The following is an 18437-nucleotide window of genomic DNA, read 5'->3' on the forward strand; positions in this document are numbered from 1 at the left end:
GGCGAACGCCCGGCGAGATGTCGAACATCACCCCGCGGGGGGGCGTCCGGACGTGCGTCGGAGCAGGTGGCGGGCGATTTCGGAAACGCCGGACGCCGCTGAACCCCGTCGTTACGCTGACCGAACAGCACCCGAAAGGAGATCGCCATGGCATTGGCGGAGCGGTTGACGAGGCTTGGGACGGAGACGGCGTTCGCGGTCTCCCTGGCGGCGAACGAGTGGGGGGCCAAGGGTCATCGCATCTACCCCTTCCACCTCGGCGACATCGACCTGGCCACCCCCTCGGTCGTCACCGAGGCCATGAACAAGGCGATCGCCGAGGGCAAGACGGGGTACTGCCCCGGTGCCGGCGTCCCCGTGCTCCGAGAGGCCCTCGCCGAGGACACGAACGCACGTCGTGGCACGACGTACACGGCGGACAACGTCGTCGTCCAGCCCGGCGGCAAGCCCGTCATCACGAAGTTCCTCCAGGCCGTGATGAACCCCGGCGAAGAGGTGCTCTATCCGAACCCCGGCTTCCCGATCTACGAGTCGCAGATCGAGTACCTCGGCGGCGTCGCCAAGGCGTACCGGTACGTGCCCACCGAGCGCGGGTTCGCGATCGACCTCGACCAGGTCCGCTCGCTCATCACCCCCAACACGCGGGCGATCATCTACAACGACCTCCAGAACCCGATCTCGGCGGAGTCCACCGACGCCGAGCGTGAGGCCGTCGCGCAGCTCGCGATCGAGCACGACCTGTGGGTCCTCTCCGACGAGGCCTACTTCGAGATGCGGTACTCGGGCGAGTCGAAGAGCATCTCCGCGCTCCCCGGCATGGCCCAGCGCACGGTCATCCTCTACACGTTCAGCAAGAAGTTCGCGATGACGGGTTGGCGTCTCGGTGCAGCCATCGCGCCGCTCGACATCGCCCGCGTCATCTCGACGATGAACACGAACAACGAGTCCTGCACGACGCAGTTCATCCAGTACGCGGGTGCGGCGGGCCTCACGGGCGACCAGACGGGGGTCAAGGCGATCCTCGAGACGCTGCGTGGCCGTCGTGACGCCGCGTTCGACGTCCTGTCCACGACGAAGGGCATCCACATCGCCAAGCCCGAGTCGACGTTCTACCTCTTCCCCGACGTCACCGAGGCGATGGCACACAAGGGCGTCGACGAGGTCAACGCGTTCGCCACGGAGGCGCTGCACGCCACGGGCGTCTCGTTCTGCACGCGTAAGCACTTCGGACGGCCGCAGCCGGGCGAGGAGCGCCAGTACGTGCGCTTCGCCTACTCCGGCCTGCCGGAGGAGGACATCCGTGAAGGCCTCGGCCTTCTCAAGCAGTGGATCGAGAGCTGAGGAGCGGTCATGGCCAAGGTCGTCATCACCAACCGGATCCCCCGCGAGGGCGTCGAGATGCTCGAGGCCGAGCACGACGTCACGATGTGGGACTCCGAGGACTGCATCTCGCGGGAGAAGTGCCTCCATATGATCACGGGCGCGGACGCGATCCTCACGCTCCTCACCGAGAAGGTCGACGACGAGTTCCTCGACGCTGCCGGTGACCAGCTCAAGGTCGTCGCCAACGTCGCCGTCGGCTTCAACAACATCGACGTCGCCGCGTGCGAGAAGCACGGGGTCGTCGCGACGAACACGCCCAAGGTGCTCACCGAGACGACGGCCGACACGGCGTTCGGTCTCATGCTCATGGTCACGCGCCGCTTCGGCGAGGGCGAGCGGGTCATCCGCTCGAAGACGCCGTGGCAGTGGGGCATGTTCTACATGCTCGGCATGGGCCTGCAGGGCAAGACGATCGGCATCGTCGGCGCCGGCCAGATCGGCATCGCGATGGCGCGTCGCGCCAAGGCGTTCGGCATGGACGTCGTCTACACCGACGCCCGCGAGATGGACCCGGCGGTGGCGAAGGAGCCCGCCGCCCGGCGCGTCGACATGGACGAGCTGCTCGCCACGGCGGACGTCGTCTCCCTGCACTGCCCCCTCATCCCCGAGGGCCAGGAGGGGTCGACGTTCCACCTCATCGACGCCGACGCCCTCGAGAAGATGAAGAAGACCGCGTATGTGGTGAACTCCGCCCGCGGCCCGATCATCGACGAGGCCGCTCTCGTCGAGGCCCTCGAGAACGGCGAGATCGCCGGTGCCGGTCTCGACGTCTTCGAGAACGAGCCCGCCGTCCATGAGGGTCTCCTCGAGCGTGACGACGTCGTGCTCCTGCCGCACCTCGGTTCGGCCACGGTCGAGACCCGCACGGCGATGGCCGAACTCGCCGCCCGCAACGCGCTCGCGGTGCTCGCCGGCAGGAGCCCGGAGACCCCGGTCACGAAGATCTGACGGGCGGACGAACTCCGGCTCGCACACGCCGATGCCCGGCTCCCCTCGACGGGTGCCGGGCATCGGCGTGTGCAGGCGCCTCTCGACGAGGCGGTTCGGCGCAGGTCAGTACCGGAAGCGTCCGACGAGGGAGTGCAGGCGGTCGAACTGGCCGCTGAGCCGCCCGGCCGTCGAGCGGAGGTGACCGGCGGCCTCGGTCGAGGCGTGGGCCGCGGCCTCCGCGCCCGTGGCGGTGCCGGCGATGCGCCGGGAACCGTCGGCGGCGTCGTGCACGCTGCGCGCCATCTCGTTCGTCGTCGCCGTCTGCTCCTCGACGGCGGACGCGATGGTCGTCTGAGCGTCGTTGATCTGGGCGATGATCGAGGAGATCTGCGTGATGGCCGCGACGGCGGTGTCGGTGTCGCGGCGGATGTCGTCGATGCGGGACGTGATGTCCTCGGTGGCGCGGGCCGTCTCCTGTGCGAGGTCCTTGACCTCGCTCGCGACGACGGCGAAGCCCTTGCCCGCCTCACCGGCGCGGGCGGCCTCGATCGTCGCGTTGAGGGCGAGGAGGTTGGTCTGCTCGGCGATGCCGGTGATGGCCTGGACGACGTTGCCGATCTCGGCGCTGCTCGTGCCGAGGGCCGCGACCGTCGCGTTCGCCTGCTCGGCGGCGCGCACCGCGGAGGTGGCGACGGCGGAGGCGTCGTTGGCGCTGCGGGAGATCTCCTGGATGCTCGCCGTCATCTCCTCGGTGCCGGCGGAGACGGTCTGCACGTTGTCGGAGACGGTGCCGGCGCCGCCGGAGACGAGGCCCATCTCCCGGCTGGCGCGTTCCGCCGAGCCCTGGACCTCGTCGGCGACGGCGCTGAGCTCGGTGGACGTCGCACCCACCGTGGCCGAGGCCTCCGAGACCGCACCGATGAGGCTCTGCATCGCCTGCCGGGTCTCCTCGCAGGCCTGGGTGAGGCGTCCGATCTCGTCGGTGGACGTGGCACGGGCGGGAACGGTGAGGTCGCCCTCCCGCATCGCCTCCATCGTCGCCCGCACCTGCTGCACGGCGGCGAGGATGCGGTTGGTGACGAGCAGGGCGGTGCCGATGATGCCGAGGGCGGCGAGGGTGAGGGCCACGAGGGACGCGATGCGGAGGTTGCGGGCCGTGGCCGCGGCGTCGGCCGTCGCCTCGTCCGCGTACGCGACGGCGCCGTTCTGGAGGAGTTCGAGTTGGGACTGGAGCCCCGAGTACGTCTCGAGCGACTCACGGATCTTGATGTCACCGGCGGCAAGGCCCTCGGGGGTGCCGCTGCGGAAGTTCTCGGCGGCCTCGCCGTCCAGGGCGATGTAGGTGGCGACCAGGTTCTTCACGTCGTCGAAGGTGGCGCGGCCGTCGTCGGAGAGACCCCCGACGGGGAACGAGGTGATGCCGTCCTGCGCGCGGGTGACGGACTGGACGAACGCGCCGCGACGTGGCATGTCGTCGCGGGTCGCGAGCTTGCCGCCGTACGCGTGGACGTCGGTGACGTAGGAGATCTGCGCCCGCTTCGCCTCGGCGAGGAGGTGCTCTGCGGTCTGGGCGGAGTTGGCGGCGGCGGTGGCATCGGCGGCCCGCTGGGATCCCTCGGTCATCCGGCCGACGCCCACCCAGGTGAGCACGGTGAGGAGGAGCACGCCGAGCAGACCGATGGCCCCGATCGTGAGGAGCTTCGTGCGGAGCCCCCACGCGTCGACGACGCCGGTGAGGCCTCGGCTGCGTGTGGGGGTCCCGTCCGGCGCGGGTGCCGTGGTGGCCCCGCCCGCGGCCGCGGGACGACCGCGGCGGCCTGCACGGGCGAGTCGGCTCGATGCCATGAGAGCTCCTTCTGGGGTTCGCGGCCGGGCCGAGGTCGTTCCCGGTCGGCGTCGGCCGCTGGTCGTCGTGGCCGAGTTCGGGTTCGGCTCAGCCGAAGGAATAGGTCTTGGCCGGGGTCCAGGCCCCGGCGCGGAGGACGTTGACGGTGACGGAGCGTGGCGTCACGTCCCCGAACTCGTCGAAGGCCACGGGCCCGCTCGTGCCGTCGATCTTCACCGAGGACATCGCGGAGACGGCGGCCTTGCGGGCGGCCTCGGGGGAGGTCGCCGACGGGAGCGCCGTCGTGAGTGCCGCGAGAGCAGCACTGGCGGCGTCGTAGCCGAGGGGGCCGTAGGAGGTGGCCGACTCGCGGAAGCGGTGGTCACGGTAGGCGGCGAGGTAGGCCTTGCCTGCCTCGACTGTGTCGACGGGGGCACCGGAGGCGGTGCTGAGGTCGCCGCCGGAGACGGGACCGGACTTGGGGATGTAGAGCTCGGTGGCGAGCGCGTCGCCGCCGACGACGGGGACGGTGAGGCCCGCCTCGCGGATCTGCCGGGCGAGGGCACCGCCCTGGATCTCGACCCCACCGAAGAGGACGGCCTGCGGCTTCGCCTTCACGAGTTGGTCGACGACCTTGGTGTAGACGAGTGGCGCCTTGGGGTCGATCTGTGCGGAGGTGACGACCTTGCCGCCCTCCTTCTCGAACGCCTCGGTGAAGGCGGAGGCGAGGCCGGAGCCGTAGGAGTCGCCGTCGTGCACGACGGCGACGCGGCCGGTGTTCTGCGAACGAAGGTGCTGCGCGAGGGCGGGGGCGTGGGCGTCGTCGGGGGCGATGACACGGAAGAACGAGTCGTACTGCCGCTTGGGCTTCTTCGCGTAGTCCTCGCCACGGCTGAGGGTGGGGTTCGTCGCGCTCGGGGAGACGAGGAGGATGCCCGCGTCGGAGAGAGGCTGCTGCATCGCCTTCGTGAGGCCGGAGAAGATCGAGCCGACGACGGCGACGGTGGCCTCGTCGGCGGCAGCCTTCTTCGCCGCCTCGGCGGCCTTGGTCGGATCACCGGCGTCGTCGAGGGGGACGACCTCGAGGGTCCACCCGGGGATGTCGCCGCGGGCCTTGGCCTGTTCCACCGCGAGCTGGGCGGAGTTGCGCATGCCCAGGCCGAGGGCGGCGTCGGGCCCGCTCTGCGGCGAGATGACGTAGATCTTCGCCGTCCTGCCGCCGCCGGCGGCCTGCTGCGCCGTCGTCGAGGTCGTCGGGTCGGCCGAGCAGGCCGCGACGAGGCTCGTCCCGAGGAGCAGTGCTCCGGCGCGGAGCATGGCCCGTCGCGTGTGTTCCACCTGTGTCCCCCTCCATCGGGGGGCGTGGATGGGTGCCCCCTCTCCCCTCATCGGCGGGCGGGGGCCCGCCTCAAGGGGTTCCGTCACCCTCCTCCGAGGGGGTGTGGGCACGATCGACACCGGTGGGGGCGACGACCGACCGGGCTCAGCGGGCGGCGAGGCCCCGGACGTAGCTCACGAGGTTGTCGTCGAGGGGGCGTCGTTGGGCGCCGAGGAGGGCGCGGAGGTAGAGGCCGTCGCCGACGAGCATGACGAGCCGCAGGAGCATCGGGTCCGTGATGTGCTCGGCGAGGACGTCGGCCCAGTGGTCGAGGCTGTCGGCGATGGCGTTCTCGGCGTCGACGCCGGGGGTGCCGATGAGCCGCATCGTCGCGAGCAGCGTGCGCGTGTAGGCGTCCTCGGCGCGGGACGACGTCGCGAGGTAGGCGGTGAGCGCGTCGCAGTCGTCGTGGGTCGCGGCGTCCTGCGCGCCGAGGTCGCGCAGCCGGTCGAGGAGACCGTTGAACAGCGCCTCCTTGCCGCCGAAGTGGTAGAGCAGACCCCCCTTGGAGACCCCCGCCCGTGCCGCCACGGCCTCCAGGGTCGCCGCGCCGGGGCCGGACTCCGTGAGCACCAGCTCCAGGGCGTCCAGGATCCGGTCCTTCGTGTCGATCACTGCGGTGACTCCTGACCTCGTCGTCCGGTCATTCTCCCCGATACCGCGATTCGCTCCCCTCCGGGCCCGGCACCTACTGTGCCGTCTGGACGGTCTGCCCGCGACGGCGGCGCCCTTCCCCCTTTCCCACCGCATCCCGAGCGCCCCCAGGAGGTGCCCCCGTTGTCCGACGCCGACCTCATCGAGGCAGGACCCACGCCTCCCCCACGCGCGGGACTCCGGCAATGGGCGGCGCTCGTCACGCTCGTCCTCCCGGTGCTCGTCGTGAGCATCGACAACACGGCCCTGTCGTTCGCGGTGCCCGCGCTGTCGACGGAGTTGCAGCCCAGCTCGCAGCAGTTGCTGTGGATCGTCGACGTGTACGGCCTCGTGCTCGCCGGGCTGCTCGTGACGATGGGGATGCTCGGCGACCGCGTGGGTCGGCGGCGGCTGCTGATGATCGGCGCCGCGGGATTCGGCCTGGTCAGCGTGTACGCGGCGTTCGCGCCGGACGCGGGGCACCTCATCGCGGCGCGCGTGCTCCTCGCGGTGTTCGGCGCGACGCTCATGCCCTCGACCCTGTCGCTGCTGCGCAACCTCTTCCTCGACGACGGCCAGCGCCGCCTCGCGCTCGCGATCTGGGCCACGGGGTTCTCGGGCGGGTCGGCGATCGGCCCGATCCTCGGCGGGTGGCTGCTCGAACACTTCTGGTGGGGCGCGATCTTCCTCGTCTCCGTGCCGGCGGCGGTCATCCTTCTCGTGGCCGGGCCGTTCCTGCTGCCGGAGTCCCGCAACCCCGACGCCGGGCGTCTCGACGTCCCGAGCGTGCTGCTGTCGATCGGCGCGATGCTGCCTCTCGTCTTCGCGATCAAGCAGGGCGCGGAGGCGGGCCTCGACGTCCCGACCGTCGCCTCGTTCCTCGTCGGTGCCGGGCTGGGCGCGGTGTTCCTGCGCCGCCAGCTCACCCGACCCGATCCGTTGCTCGACCTGCGGCTCTTCACGCGCTCGGCGTTCACGGCCTCGGTCGCCGCCAACTTCTTCTCGATCTTCGCGTTCGCCGCGCTCATGTTCTTCATGACGCAGCATTTGCAGTTCGTCGAGGGCCGCTCGCCCATGCAGGCGGCGATCGTGCTCATCCCGGGTGCGGTGGCCTCGATCGTCGCGGGGCTGCTCGCCGTCGCGCTCGCGCGGGCCTTCGCGATCCCCAACGTCATCGGCGTGGGCCTGTTGCTCGCGTTCGCGGGGTACTGCCTGGGTGTGACCCTGACGACCGACTCCTCGCTCGGGGTCGTCGTCGGCGTGTTCGTGCTGGTGGGAACGGGCGCAGGGCTCGCCGAGACCCTCACGAACGACGTCATCCTCGCCTCGGTGCCGGCCCAGCGCGCCGGCGCGGCGTCGGGCATCTCCGAGACGGCGTACGAGCTGGGGTCGGCCCTCGGCGTCGCGATCCTCGGCAGCCTGCTCACGTCGGTGTACCGGTCGCACATCGTCGTGCCGGAGGGGGTTCCCGCCTTCGCGCGACCCGCGATCGAGAACATGATCGGCACCGCGATGCCCGCCGCCGACCAGCTGCCCGAGCCTCTCGCCGAGGCCGTCCGCGCCGCCGCCCGCACCGCCTTCGAGAGCGGCGTGGCGACCACCTGCCTCGTCGGCGCCGTGGTCATGGGCCTCACCGCCGTCGTCACCTGGACGATCCTCCGCCGCTCCGACGCCCCGTCGGCGGTCTGACCCCGCGGCGGGCGCGCAACCGTCGGGGTGGGCGCCTCCGCGAAACTGTGCACCCCGTAACGCTCTGGGCACCCCGTGCACGGCCTGCACGGTGCGACGAGACCGGGCACAGATTCCGGCGCGGCGCCCCGAGCTTCCGCGCGAGACGCGTCAGGCCATGCCGGCCATGCGGGCGAGAGCGGCGGCGAGGGTGCCGACGACGACGACGCCGAGGAACGGGACGCGCAGGGCGAGGGCGAGCGCGGCGGCGACGAACGCCGCGATGCGGGCGTCGAGCACGAGGTGCTGCCCGGAGGCGACGGTGTTGGTGACGACGAGGGCGGTGAGCAGCCCGACGGTCGCGGCGGCCGAGCCGTTGCGCAGGGCAGGAGAGTCGAGCACGGTCTCGGGCACGAGGTAGCCGAGGAGCTTGGTGAGGAACGCGACGAGGCACGCACCTCCGAGCCAGAACCAGGTGGTCATACCGCTCCCTCCTGCGACGCGCCGCGGCGGTGGCGGAGCGAGGACACGACGACGGCGACGACCGCCGCGAGGACGATGGGGATGCCCGGCGGCAGCAGCGGCGTCGCGATGAGCGTGGCGAGGGCGCAGATCGCAGCGACCTCCAGCGGGCCGCGCCCGCGCAGCCGCGGCCACAAGAGGCCGAGGAACGCGGCGACGGCGGCCCCGTCGAGTCCCCACGCCTCGGGGTCGCCGAGGGAGGCGCCTGCGAGCGCACCGACGAACGTCGCGAGGTTCCAGAACACGTACACGGCGAGGCCCCCGGTCCAGAACCCGCGGCGCTGCTCGTCGGGGGTCTCCTGGCCGAGGGCGGTGGCGACGGATTCGTCGATCGTGAGGTGCGCCATGAGCGGCCGCGTGGTGGCGGACGGGCGGAGGAGTTCGCTCATCTGCACGCCGTACACGGCGTTGCGGATGCCGAGGAGGGAGGCGGCGGTGATCGCCGCGGGCCACGTTCCGCCGCCGGAGAGCACCCCGACGAGCGCGAACTGCGACCCGCCGGTGAACATGAGCAGCGACAGCGCGCACGTCTGAGCGGTCGTGAGCCCGGCGGCGACGCCGAGAGCCCCGAAGCTCAACCCGTAGAGCCCGGTGGCCACGCCGATGGACAGGCCCATCCGCTGCGCGGGTGTGAGGGTGTGGGTGGTCGACGTCACTGCCGCATCGTAGGACCAGGCACCCGGACTGCCCTACCGACGCGGCGGGCTGAGCACGGGCGAGAACGCAGCCGGGTGGTCGTGATCACGACCACCCGGCTGCGTTCTCGACGGCATTCTCGCGCGGGGGCTCCTCCTGGAGGCGGGTGTGCGCGGGTGCGGGCGCGAGGTCAGGCGCGGCGGCCGCCGTAGAGGACGAGGGCCCGCGAGTCCGAGAGTCGGCGGCGGGGGCGTTCACCGGCGCGGACGGCGACGACGTCACCGGCCCGACCGGCGGCGAACACCCGGCGGCTCGCGCCGAGCGCCGCCTGCGTGCGGGCCAGTTCGGCGGTCAACTCGCCGACCCGGGTCCGCAGCGCACCCACCTCGTTCTCGAGTTCCATGATCCGGCGGATGCCCGCGAGGCTCATGCCCTCCTCCTGGGAGAGGCGCTGGATCTCGCGGAGCCGAGCGATGTCCCGGTTGGAGTACCGCCGCCCTCCCCCGCGGGTGCGGGAGGGGGTGACGAGTCCGAGCCGGTCGTACTGCCGCAGGGTCTGGGCGTGCATGCCGGCGAGCTGCGCGGCGACGGAGATGACGAACACGGGGGTGTCGTCGTCGGGCACGAACGCGGTAGGGACGGCCCTGGCTGTGGCCATGTCATCTCCTTTCGTCGGTGCCGCAGGTCCTCGGTGGGTCGGGGCGGATGCGGTCAGGCGCGGGCCTTGCGGAACAGGGCCTCGCGGGGATCGTTGCCCGCCTCCTGGTCGCGGAGGGCCTCGAGCGCGGCGCGGGCCTCGTCGGTGAGCCGCTGCGGCACGGTGACGAGCACCTTGACGAGCAGGTCACCGGCCTGGCCGTTCTTGCGGCGAACGCCGCGGCCCTTGACGCGGAGCGTCTTCCCGCTCGAGATGCCCGCCGGGAGCTTGACCTTGACGGTGTCGCCCCCGAGGGTCGGCACCGAGATCGTCTCCCCGAGCGCGGCCTCCGCGAACGTCACGGGGACCTCGATGCGAAGGTTGTCGCCGTCGCGCGTGAAGACCTCGTGCGGATGCACGGTGACCTTGAGCAGGATGTCGCCCGCCGGGGCGCCGCCCGGGCCGGGCTCGCCCTTGCCGGGCAGACGGATCGTCGCCCCGTCCTTGACGCCCGGGGGGATGCGGGCCGTGATCGGCTTGCCCCCGCCGACGCCGTTGACGACGACGGTGTCGCCCTCGACGGCCTGGCGGAAGCTCAGACCCGCGGTGGCGTGGACGTCGCGGCCCTTGCGTGGGGGGCGGAAGCCGGTGCTGCCGAAGCCGCCCGGGCGCCCGCCCGGGTCGCCGTACTGGCTGCCCCCGCCGGAGAAGCCGCCCTGCCCGAACATGTTGAGCAGGTCGTCGAGGTCCGGGTCCTGGCCGCCGCGGCCGCCGAAGCCGCCGCCGGTGGTGAACCGGGCGCCGTCGCCGGCGTTGAAGATGGTGCTGAACACGTCCTCGAAGCCGGCGCCGGGGGTGCCTCCGCCGGGCCCGCCGGCGGTGAACCTGGCACCGCCGCGGGCCATCGAGCGCACGGCGTCGTACTGCTTGCGCTGTTCGGGGTCGGAGAGGACGGCGTACGCCTCTCCGACGTCCTTGAATCGCTGCTCGGCCGCCGTGTCACCGGGGTTGTTGTCAGGGTGGTACTTGCGCGCGAGCTTGCGGTACTTCGCCTTGATCGCCTTGGCGTCGGCGTCGGCCGAGACGCCCAGCACGGCGTAGAAGTCCTTGTCGAACCAGTCCTGGCTGGCCATCTCGCCTCCTCAGTCGGTGGTGTGGGTGGATGTGGTGGTGGGGTGCGGACGGAGGATGACCGTCCGCCTCTCAGGCCGGGTCTGCGACGGAGACCCGCGCGGCCCGGACGACACGGTCGCCCATGCGGAAGCCGGGTTGCATGACCATGACGACGGTCGTGTCGGTCGTGCCCGGCGGCAGGTCGGCCGTCGTGTGCATGAGCGCCTCGTGGACGGTGGGGTCGAAGGTCTCGCCGACCTCTCCGTACATCGTCACGCCGTGCCCGGCGAGGATGCTCTCGAGCTTGGTCGCGATCTTCGCGAAGGGGCTGTCCTCGGTGAGTTCGCCGTGCTGACGGGCGAAGTAGATCTCGTCGAGCACCGGCAGGAGCGACTCGACGACGTCGGCGGTGGCCCGCTTGCGGTCGTCGGCGCGGTCGCGGTCGACGCGGCGCTTGTAGTTGACGTACTCGGCGTTGAGGCGCTGGTAGTCGGCGAGGCGTTCGGCGGCGAGGCGTTCGGTGTCGGACTGGCCGCCCTGCGGGGCGGACTCCTGGGCCGGATGGTCCTCCGTCGGGGGGTCGGTGAGGTCGCCCTGCACGGCGGCGTCGGGCAGTGTGCCGTCCTCGGCGCCGCTGGCGACGCTCGCGCCGTCACCGGTGTCGGGGGCCGGCTCGGCGGCGGCGGTATTCTCGACGCCCGCGTACGCGGCGCGGGCGGCCGCAGCTGCGGCGGCGCCGGTCGCGGGCGAGGTCGGACGCGCGTGGGCCATGCCGTCGGCGTCGCCGTCGGGCTGGGGGTTCCGACCGGGGCGGGCGGCGGTGTGGTCCTCGGTGTCCGGTTGGCTGTCGTGGGTGCTCATTGCGGCTCCTTATGAGTTCCGGCGCCGCCCTCCCGGCGGTCGGAACGGTGGTGGTGGCGGGTTGGGGTCCGCCCCGGCCTCACGCGGATGATGAGGCCGGGGCGGATCTCAGCAGGTCACGAGGTGTGACGACTCACTTCTTGTCGTCGTCGTCGACGACCTCGGCGTCGACGACGTCGTCGTCGGCTCCGCTCGCCTGGCCACCGGCGGCGCCGGCGTCCTCGGCACCGGGGAACGGACCGGACTGCGCGCCGGCCTGCTCGCCCTCGGCCTGGGTGGCGGCGTACATGGCCGCACCCATCGCCTGGGAGACCTCGTTGAGCTTGGCCACCTTGGTGTTGAGCTCGTCGGCGGAGACGGCCTCGTCACCGGTCTTGCCGAGCGCGACCTTGAGGTCGGTGAGGGCCTCCTCGACGGGCTTCTTCGTGTCCTCGGGGACCGTGTCGCCGTTGTCGGTGAGGAACTTGTCGGTCGAGTAGACGAGCTGCTCCGCGGTGTTGCGGGCCTCGGCCTCCTCGCGACGCTTCTTGTCCTCCTCGGCGTGCTGCTCGGCCTCGCGGACCATGCGGTCGATCTCCTCCTTCGGCAGCGCGGAGCCACCGGAGATCGTCATGGACTGCTCCTTGCCGGTGCCACGGTCCTTGGCGGAGACGTGGACGATGCCGTTCGCGTCGATGTCGAACGTCACCTCGATCTGCGGCACGCCGCGGGGGGCGGGCGCGATTCCGGTGAGCTCGAACGTGCCGAGGTTCTTGTTCGCGGAGGCGAGCTCACGCTCACCCTGGAACACCTGGATCAGCACGGACGGCTGGTTGTCCTCGGCCGTGGTGAAGACCTCGGACCGCTTGGTCGGGATGGCCGTGTTGCGCTCGATGAGCTTGGTCATCAGGCCACCCTTGGTCTCGATGCCGAGGGAGAGCGGGGTGACGTCGATGAGGAGGACGTCCTTACGCTCACCCTTGAGGACACCGGCCTGCAGGGATGCGCCGACGGCGACGACCTCGTCCGGGTTGACGCCCTTGTTGGGCTCCTTGCCGGTGAGCTCCTTGACGACCTGGCTGACGGCCGGCATACGGGTCGAGCCACCGACGAGGACGACGTGGTCGATGTCGGAGACGGAGATGCCGGCGTCCTTGATGACCTGATGGAACGGCGTCTTAGTGCGCTCGAGGAGGTCGGACGTCATCTGCTCGAACTGGGTGCGCGACAGCGTCTCGTCGAGGTGGATGGGGCCGTTCTCGCTCATCGAGAGGTACTGGAGGGAGATGTTCGTCGACGTGGCGGTCGACAGCTCCTTCTTGGCCTGCTCGGCCGCGTCGCGCAGACGCTGCATGGCGATCTTGTCGTTGCTCAGGTCGACGCCGGTGTTGTTCTTCACCGTGGTCAGCAGGTGCTTGACGATGCGGTCGTCCCAGTCGTCGCCACCGAGCTTGTTGTCACCGTGGGTCGCGCGGACCTGGATGGTGGAGAAGCCGTCCTCCGGGTCCTTGCCGACCTCGAGGAGGGACACGTCGAACGTGCCGCCACCGAGGTCGAAGACGAGGATGAGCTCGTCCTCCTTGCCCTTGTCGAGGCCGTACGCGAGGGCCGCGGCGGTGGGCTCGTTGACGATGCGCAGGACGTTGAGGCCCGCGATCTCGCCGGCCTCCTTGGTGGCCTGACGCTCGGCGTCGTCGAAGTACGCCGGGACGGTGATGACCGCGTCGGTGACGGGCTCACCCAGGTACGACTCCGCGTCGCGCTTGAGCTTCATGAGGATGCGGGCGCTGATCTCCTGCGCCGTGTACTTCTTGCCGTCGATCTCCGTGGTCCAGTCGGTGCCCATGTGGCGCTTGACGGAGCGGATGGTGCGGTCGACGTTCGTCACGGCCTGACGCTTCGCGATCTCGCCGACGAGGACCTCGCCGTTCTTGCTGAACGCGACGACGGACGGCGTGGTGCGTCCGCCTTCGGCGTTGGCGATGATGGTCGGCTCGTTGCCCTCGAGGACAGAGACGGCCGAGTTGGTGGTACCGAGGTCGATGCCTACTGCACGAGCCATGGTGTGTGCTCCTTCATGTCTGTCGAATGTCACCGCTGGGCGAAACGCCACCCGTTCGGGGTCGGGCTCGTCGATCACGAACCCGCCCGGGAGGCGCCTCGCCCGCCGCGGCGGGGTTGATGCTCTGGTACTCAACTTTGGGAGGCTCAGGCCCTCGTGTCAATTCGTGCGGCTGAGACGCTCTGCAAAGTTGCGTTCATCTGACTCAACTCCGATCGACGCGGGTTCATTCCCGAGCCCGCAGGTTTCTTCCTCGGGCACCCGTGTGGGATCTCATCGTCTTTGGCGGTTTCTCATCCTTCTGTCGGTCGCGTGTCGGTTGTCTCACTCGTCTGTCGGTAGGCGCAGACTCTTCCCATGGCTCCCACGAGCTTGACTCGCACGGCCGTGCGCTACGTCTCGGAGGACGGGGTACTCGTCGAGACCGATCTGGAGGACGTCTGCGTCGACCGGCTGGCCCGGGCTTTACCGGTGCGAAAGATCCGTTCTCATCGGGGGCAGTTGAACCGTCCCGGCTTGTTCTGGTCCGCAACCACCCGGGACCACATCCCCTACGAGAGCCTCCTGGAGTTGGATCGGCTGCTGCTGGCCGACTTCGACCCGGACGTCTCGTGGATCGCTGCGCAACCGATGCAGTTGGAAGGGAAGGACGGACGACGGGTCCGTAAGCACGTCCCCGACCTTCTACTGACGCGTCACGCCAAATGTCCCCTCGTGGTGGACGTCAAGCCTCCCCAGTTCGCCTCCCGACCTGACGTAGCCGAGGTCTTCGCCTGGACGGCGCGACTCTGCGCTGCGGCCGGGTGGCAATACGAAGTGTGGACAGGTGCGGCACCCGACTTGATGGCGAACGTGCGCACCCTGTCAGTGGTTCGCAGGTTCGTGGATGCTCCTCCGCGCGGCGTAGCTGACCACGCCCTGTGGTCGGCGATGTCTGAGCTGTGGATCAGTGGCGTGTCCCCCAACCGCCCGCTCACCCGAAGCTGGGTTCTCGAAGGAGCGGACCGATGACAGCCGTGATGTTGGAGTGCGGATCGCGGGTTTGGCTAGAGGGCCAGATGTGGACTGTGCGCGAGGTCTCCCCGGACCGCACGCTTCTCGATCACGACTCCCAGCTACGGGCGGTGTCGATCCGGGCCTTGGTCCAGGAGGGAGTGATTCAAGGGGGTGAAGCCCCCGAGCCATCGCCGGACGCACCCTTGAACGTCCTGCTCTCAAGCCTGCCCCCTCGCGCGGCGACTGAGTTGCGTGCCCGTGTATCCGTGGTGCGCAGCCTTACGGAAGACTCCGACGAGACTCTTGCGGCGCGGCTTGCCCGAGTGTCGGCCAGCTCCGGGGTGGCGACAAGGACGCTAGAGCGTTGGATCGCCGACTATCGGGAAGGCGGCCCCGCGGGCTTGGTGAATAGCCGCCACCTGCGAGGCAGGTCCACGGCCGTCGACCCACGCTGGGACGAGGCCTGTTTGGGCGTTCTCCGGCAGTACGTGACGACGTCGACTCCCACCAAGGGGGTCGTCCTTGACCGCGTTGAACTCTTGCTGTCCGAGCGGTATGGCGACGGGGTCGTGCCGTCTCCGTCTCGGGCGACCGCGTACCGGCGGCTGACGGAGTTGTCCAAGGGGCGCCACGCGTTTGGTTCTGGCAAGGCGCGCCGGTCGGTCGCGGAACGTCCGGAGGGCCCTTACGGCCGGCTCCGGGCGACACGCCCGGGTGAGTATGTCGTGTTGGACACCACCCCGTTGGATGTCTTCGCGATGGAACCGGTGACGTTGCGGTGGGTCCCCACGGAGCTCACGATCGCCATGGATCTCTATGACCGCAACGTTCTGGGGATGCGCCTGACGGCCGGTGCGACGACGGCCGCTGACGTGGCCAACGTCCTCTACCAGTGCATGTGCGCACAACCGCGCCCGGAAGACGACGGACAGTGGCCGTTCCACGGCGTGCCGTCCAACGTGCTGATCGGCACCGAGGAACCGGATGGGGTCTCTCAGGAACGGGTGGCGGGGCTGCCTGCCTGCTTCCCCGAGACGATCGTGGTCGACCACGGCAAGACCTACCTGTCCGACCACGTCATCTCGGCCTGCGCGCGGCTGGGCATCAGCATCCAGCCGGCGCTGCCGCACAAGCCCACGGACAAACCCAATATCGAACGCTTCTTCCGACGTTTGCGAGAAGAACTGCTGCAGCACCTGCCCGCCTACAAGGGCCCCGACGTGTTCAACCGCGGCGCGGCCGTGGAGAAGGAGGCCTTCCTCTACGTCGGCGAACTCGAGCGCGTCATCCGGGAGTGGATCGGCACCATCTACCACCACTCCAAGCACGACGGGCTCTGCGTCCCCGAAATCCCGGGGATGAAGTTCTCACCTGCGGAGATGTTCGAGATCGGCCTGGCGAAGACGGGTGGCCTGCCCGTGCCCTCCGACCCCGACCTGGCGTTCCTGTTCCTGGACGTGCGCTGGCGGACCATCCAGCACTACGGCGTCGAACTCGACGGGCGCCGCTATGACGGTCCGGCACTGAACCCTTACCGTGCACGGACCTCCGAGTACGGCGGTAAGCACGCCGGTAAGTGGCCGTTGTTCGTCGACGTCCACGACGTACGACGGATCTGGTTCCAGGACCCCGTCACCCAGAAGTTTGCGCCTTTGGAGTGGGAACACGCACCGGGCCTGGACCAGCCGTTCTCCCGGCAGGCGGCCGAGTACACCAAGCAGATCGCACTACGGACGAACCGCCACGTCGACCCCGGCGAGGCCGTCCGGTCTCTCCTGGAGGCGTGGTCCAAGGACGAGGTCACCGCCCGGCGTGATCGCATCCTGGCCCGCAAGCTGGCCAGTACTCGGCAGCAGAGCGGACCCGAAGAAGTCGAGGAGCCCTCGGCTGCCGTGGAGGTGTCCCAGCTGCCCGGGGTCGTGGACTTGCAGGCGGCCCGAGACAAGCGAGCTCAGCCGCTGGAGGCCGTCGACGACGTGGAGACCCTGTTCCAGGAGTATTACCGGGACCACCCCGACCAGGACACCTTCGAGGTGTTCGACGAATGATCAATCCGTGGGCGCGCTGGCTGGCGAACAATCCGACCAACCGGTTCAACCTGGCGACGAAAACCGGGTGGGACGCCTTCGTCAACACCGCTCCCCGCGCCCCACTGCACGCTCTGACCCGCGCCGAGATGGCGCGCCTGACAGCGGACGAGCTGGCCGACTACAACGAGGCGCGGGCCGTGTGGCATGCCAATCCAGCTGCGGTCAAGACCTCGCAGCTGACCGCCGCTTTCGGGGTGATCGACCAGGTCATGGCTTCCAACCGTCGGGACGGTGACCGGTTGCGCGGCGCCGTGGTCATCGACGCGGCGCCCGCGCTGGGGAAGACCACCATCGCCACTCGGTACGCCCGAGAGTTCCACCGAGCCGCCTACCGACGGTACGGGCCCGTCACCTCCCAGGGTCATCAGCGGTTGCCGGTCGCGTTCATCCCGCTCTCGGCGGGGATCACCCTCAAGGGTCTGAACCAGAAGATCCTGCGGTTCTACGGCCATCCGAACACCGACCGCGCCTCCACCAGCCGCCTGCAGGACATGGCCGTGGACTTCGTCGCCTCCTGCGAGACCCAGCTCATCGTCATCGACGACCTGCATTTCATCGACTTCAAGGACCGCAACGGCGTCGAGGTCTCCAACCACCTCAAAGGCCTGGCCAACGAGATGCCCGTCACCTTCATCTACGTCGGAGTGCGCCTGCGAGAGAAGCGGTTCTTCGACGAAGGACTCATCGGTGAAGACGCGATCTACGCCCAGACCTCGCGCCGCGCGACCCGAGCCGAGGTCTCCCCCTTCACCATCTCGACCCCCGACGGGTTCCGAGCCTGGGTCAGTCTCCTGAGCGCCCTGGAGACACACATTCGGCTCGCCGACGCCGCGACGGGCATGCTGACCAGCCAAGCCCGAGAACTGCACCACCGCACGCAAGGCCACATCGGATCCCTGACCGCCCTCCTCGACCGAGCCTGCCACCTGGCCATCGCCACCGGAGAAGAAGCCTTGACCCCCCGCATCCTGGCCACGGTCGCCGTCGACAATGCCGCCGAACTCGCCAGCCGCGCCTGACCCGCCGTCCCCGTCCGCAGAGCGCGCGAGGACACCTCTGGGGTCCGCACTTCTGCGCTCCATCCCCGGCGGCTACGACATCACCGGCCTGCCCCTGCAGGTCCCACCCCTCCCCGCCGAGAGCGCTCCGTCCTGGCTGCGACGCCTCGCCGACCGCTACACCCTCACGCCTCAACAGATCCTGCGCGTTCTCGGCGACGAAGGCCGCCCCACGACCCTGGCCGCTCTACACGCACACATCGAGCGCAACGCCGCGGGCATCACCCAACACCTGCGCATCCCCGAGGACGACCTCGAGAACCTCTGCTGCGCCCCCGCCCTCGACACCCTGACCGCCGGCTACCTTCAGCTCTACCACCACCGTGCCTGGCAGCCGTCGCCCGCGTCGCGGTACTGCCCGGAGTGCCTCACCCAAGAGCCGACGGCATGGGCTGCCGCATGGCGCAACCCCTACACCGTCATCTGTCCGACCCACGCGGCGATCCTCCACGACCTCTGCCCATCCTGCGGGCAACGACCCTTCGCCACCATGAGCTGGCTCGGGCAGGTCGCCGAACCCTGGATCTGTCCCTCCCGACGCCCCGCACCCCGCGGCCGATTCGGACGCCCCAAACGCGGGGTCCGCCCCTTCTGCGGACACGACCTGCGCACCGTCACACGACAGCCGGCGACCGACGACCGACGACCAGACCCTGGCCCAACTCT

General features: G+C 70.1%; 16 protein-coding genes. 7 read left to right on the forward strand and 9 right to left on the reverse strand.

Annotated features, from left to right (window positions below):
• Positions 1-147: 147 nt before the first annotated feature.
• The gene (locus MOPEL_RS04150) at positions 148-1341 is read left to right on the forward strand and encodes a pyridoxal phosphate-dependent aminotransferase (RefSeq protein ID WP_009481602.1); all 1194 of its coding nucleotides are present in this window, start codon (positions 148-150) and stop codon (positions 1339-1341) included.
• Positions 1342-1350: 9 nt separating this feature from the next.
• Positions 1351-2331 (forward strand): 2-hydroxyacid dehydrogenase, encoded by a 981-nt coding sequence (locus tag MOPEL_RS04155; protein WP_009481603.1) that lies wholly within the window; start codon positions 1351-1353, stop codon positions 2329-2331.
• Positions 2332-2436: 105 nt separating this feature from the next.
• Here the strand turns inward: MOPEL_RS04155 and MOPEL_RS18330 are convergent, their stop codons facing one another.
• From MOPEL_RS18330 to MOPEL_RS18335, 3 genes are all read right to left on the reverse strand, one after another.
• Complete coding sequence (locus tag MOPEL_RS18330) at positions 2437-4158, reverse strand: methyl-accepting chemotaxis protein (protein ID WP_009481604.1); 1722 nt, start codon at positions 4156-4158, stop codon at positions 2437-2439.
• Positions 4159-4246: 88 nt separating this feature from the next.
• Positions 4247-5476, reverse strand: coding sequence for a branched-chain amino acid ABC transporter substrate-binding protein (locus MOPEL_RS04165; RefSeq protein WP_169316275.1), 1230 nt, complete (start codon positions 5474-5476; stop codon positions 4247-4249).
• 145 nt (positions 5477-5621) lie between these two features.
• A complete protein-coding gene (locus MOPEL_RS18335; RefSeq protein WP_009481606.1) occupies positions 5622-6131 on the reverse strand; it encodes a TetR/AcrR family transcriptional regulator in 510 nt (169 codons plus the stop codon).
• 162 nt (positions 6132-6293) lie between these two features.
• Between MOPEL_RS18335 and MOPEL_RS04175 the strand changes: the two genes are divergently transcribed.
• Positions 6294-7838, forward strand: a complete 1545-nt coding sequence (locus tag MOPEL_RS04175; protein ID WP_009481607.1) for an MFS transporter — start codon at positions 6294-6296, stop codon at positions 7836-7838.
• 150 nt (positions 7839-7988) lie between these two features.
• Here the strand turns inward: MOPEL_RS04175 and MOPEL_RS04180 are convergent, their stop codons facing one another.
• The 6 genes from MOPEL_RS04180 to dnaK form a co-directional block, all read right to left on the reverse strand.
• Positions 7989-8300, reverse strand: coding sequence for an AzlD domain-containing protein (locus MOPEL_RS04180; RefSeq protein ID WP_009481608.1), 312 nt, complete (start codon positions 8298-8300; stop codon positions 7989-7991).
• Positions 8297-8995 (reverse strand): AzlC family ABC transporter permease, encoded by a 699-nt coding sequence (locus tag MOPEL_RS04185; RefSeq protein WP_009481609.1) that lies wholly within the window; start codon positions 8993-8995, stop codon positions 8297-8299. Before MOPEL_RS04185 ends, MOPEL_RS04180 begins: the two co-directional genes overlap by 4 nt.
• A gap of 170 nt (positions 8996-9165) precedes the next feature.
• The gene (locus tag MOPEL_RS04190) at positions 9166-9633 is read right to left on the reverse strand and encodes a heat shock protein transcriptional repressor HspR (RefSeq protein ID WP_009481610.1); all 468 of its coding nucleotides are present in this window, start codon (positions 9631-9633) and stop codon (positions 9166-9168) included.
• Positions 9634-9686: 53 nt separating this feature from the next.
• A complete protein-coding gene (locus tag MOPEL_RS04195; protein ID WP_009481611.1) occupies positions 9687-10745 on the reverse strand; it encodes a DnaJ C-terminal domain-containing protein in 1059 nt (352 codons plus the stop codon).
• Positions 10746-10815: 70 nt separating this feature from the next.
• Positions 10816-11586, reverse strand: coding sequence for a nucleotide exchange factor GrpE (locus tag MOPEL_RS15700; RefSeq protein ID WP_009481612.1), 771 nt, complete (start codon positions 11584-11586; stop codon positions 10816-10818).
• A 133-nt stretch (positions 11587-11719) separates the two neighbouring features.
• A complete protein-coding gene (gene dnaK, locus MOPEL_RS04210; protein ID WP_009481613.1) occupies positions 11720-13627 on the reverse strand; it encodes a molecular chaperone DnaK in 1908 nt (635 codons plus the stop codon).
• Between the two features lie 357 nt (positions 13628-13984).
• Here dnaK and MOPEL_RS04215 point away from each other — a divergent pair, with 357 nt between their 5' ends.
• The 4 genes from MOPEL_RS04215 to MOPEL_RS16470 all read left to right on the forward strand — a co-directional run.
• On the forward strand, positions 13985-14638 hold the full coding sequence (locus tag MOPEL_RS04215; protein WP_009481614.1) for a TnsA-like heteromeric transposase endonuclease subunit: 654 nt from the start codon (positions 13985-13987) through the stop codon (positions 14636-14638).
• Positions 14639-15348: 710 nt separating this feature from the next.
• Complete coding sequence (locus MOPEL_RS04220; protein ID WP_245544713.1) at positions 15349-16671, forward strand: TnsB C-terminal domain-containing protein; 1323 nt, start codon at positions 15349-15351, stop codon at positions 16669-16671.
• On the forward strand, positions 16668-17732 hold the full coding sequence (locus MOPEL_RS04225) for an AAA family ATPase (protein ID WP_009481616.1): 1065 nt from the start codon (positions 16668-16670) through the stop codon (positions 17730-17732). Before MOPEL_RS04220 ends, MOPEL_RS04225 begins: the two co-directional genes overlap by 4 nt.
• A partial coding sequence (locus MOPEL_RS16470; RefSeq protein WP_009481617.1) for a TniQ family protein occupies positions 17704-18437 on the forward strand: 734 nt, incomplete at its 3' end. The genes MOPEL_RS04225 and MOPEL_RS16470, both read left to right, overlap by 29 nt.

Origin of the sequence: Mobilicoccus pelagius NBRC 104925 (genome assembly GCF_000247995.1) — a bacterium.
GTDB lineage: Bacteria > Actinomycetota > Actinomycetes > Actinomycetales > Dermatophilaceae > Mobilicoccus > Mobilicoccus pelagius.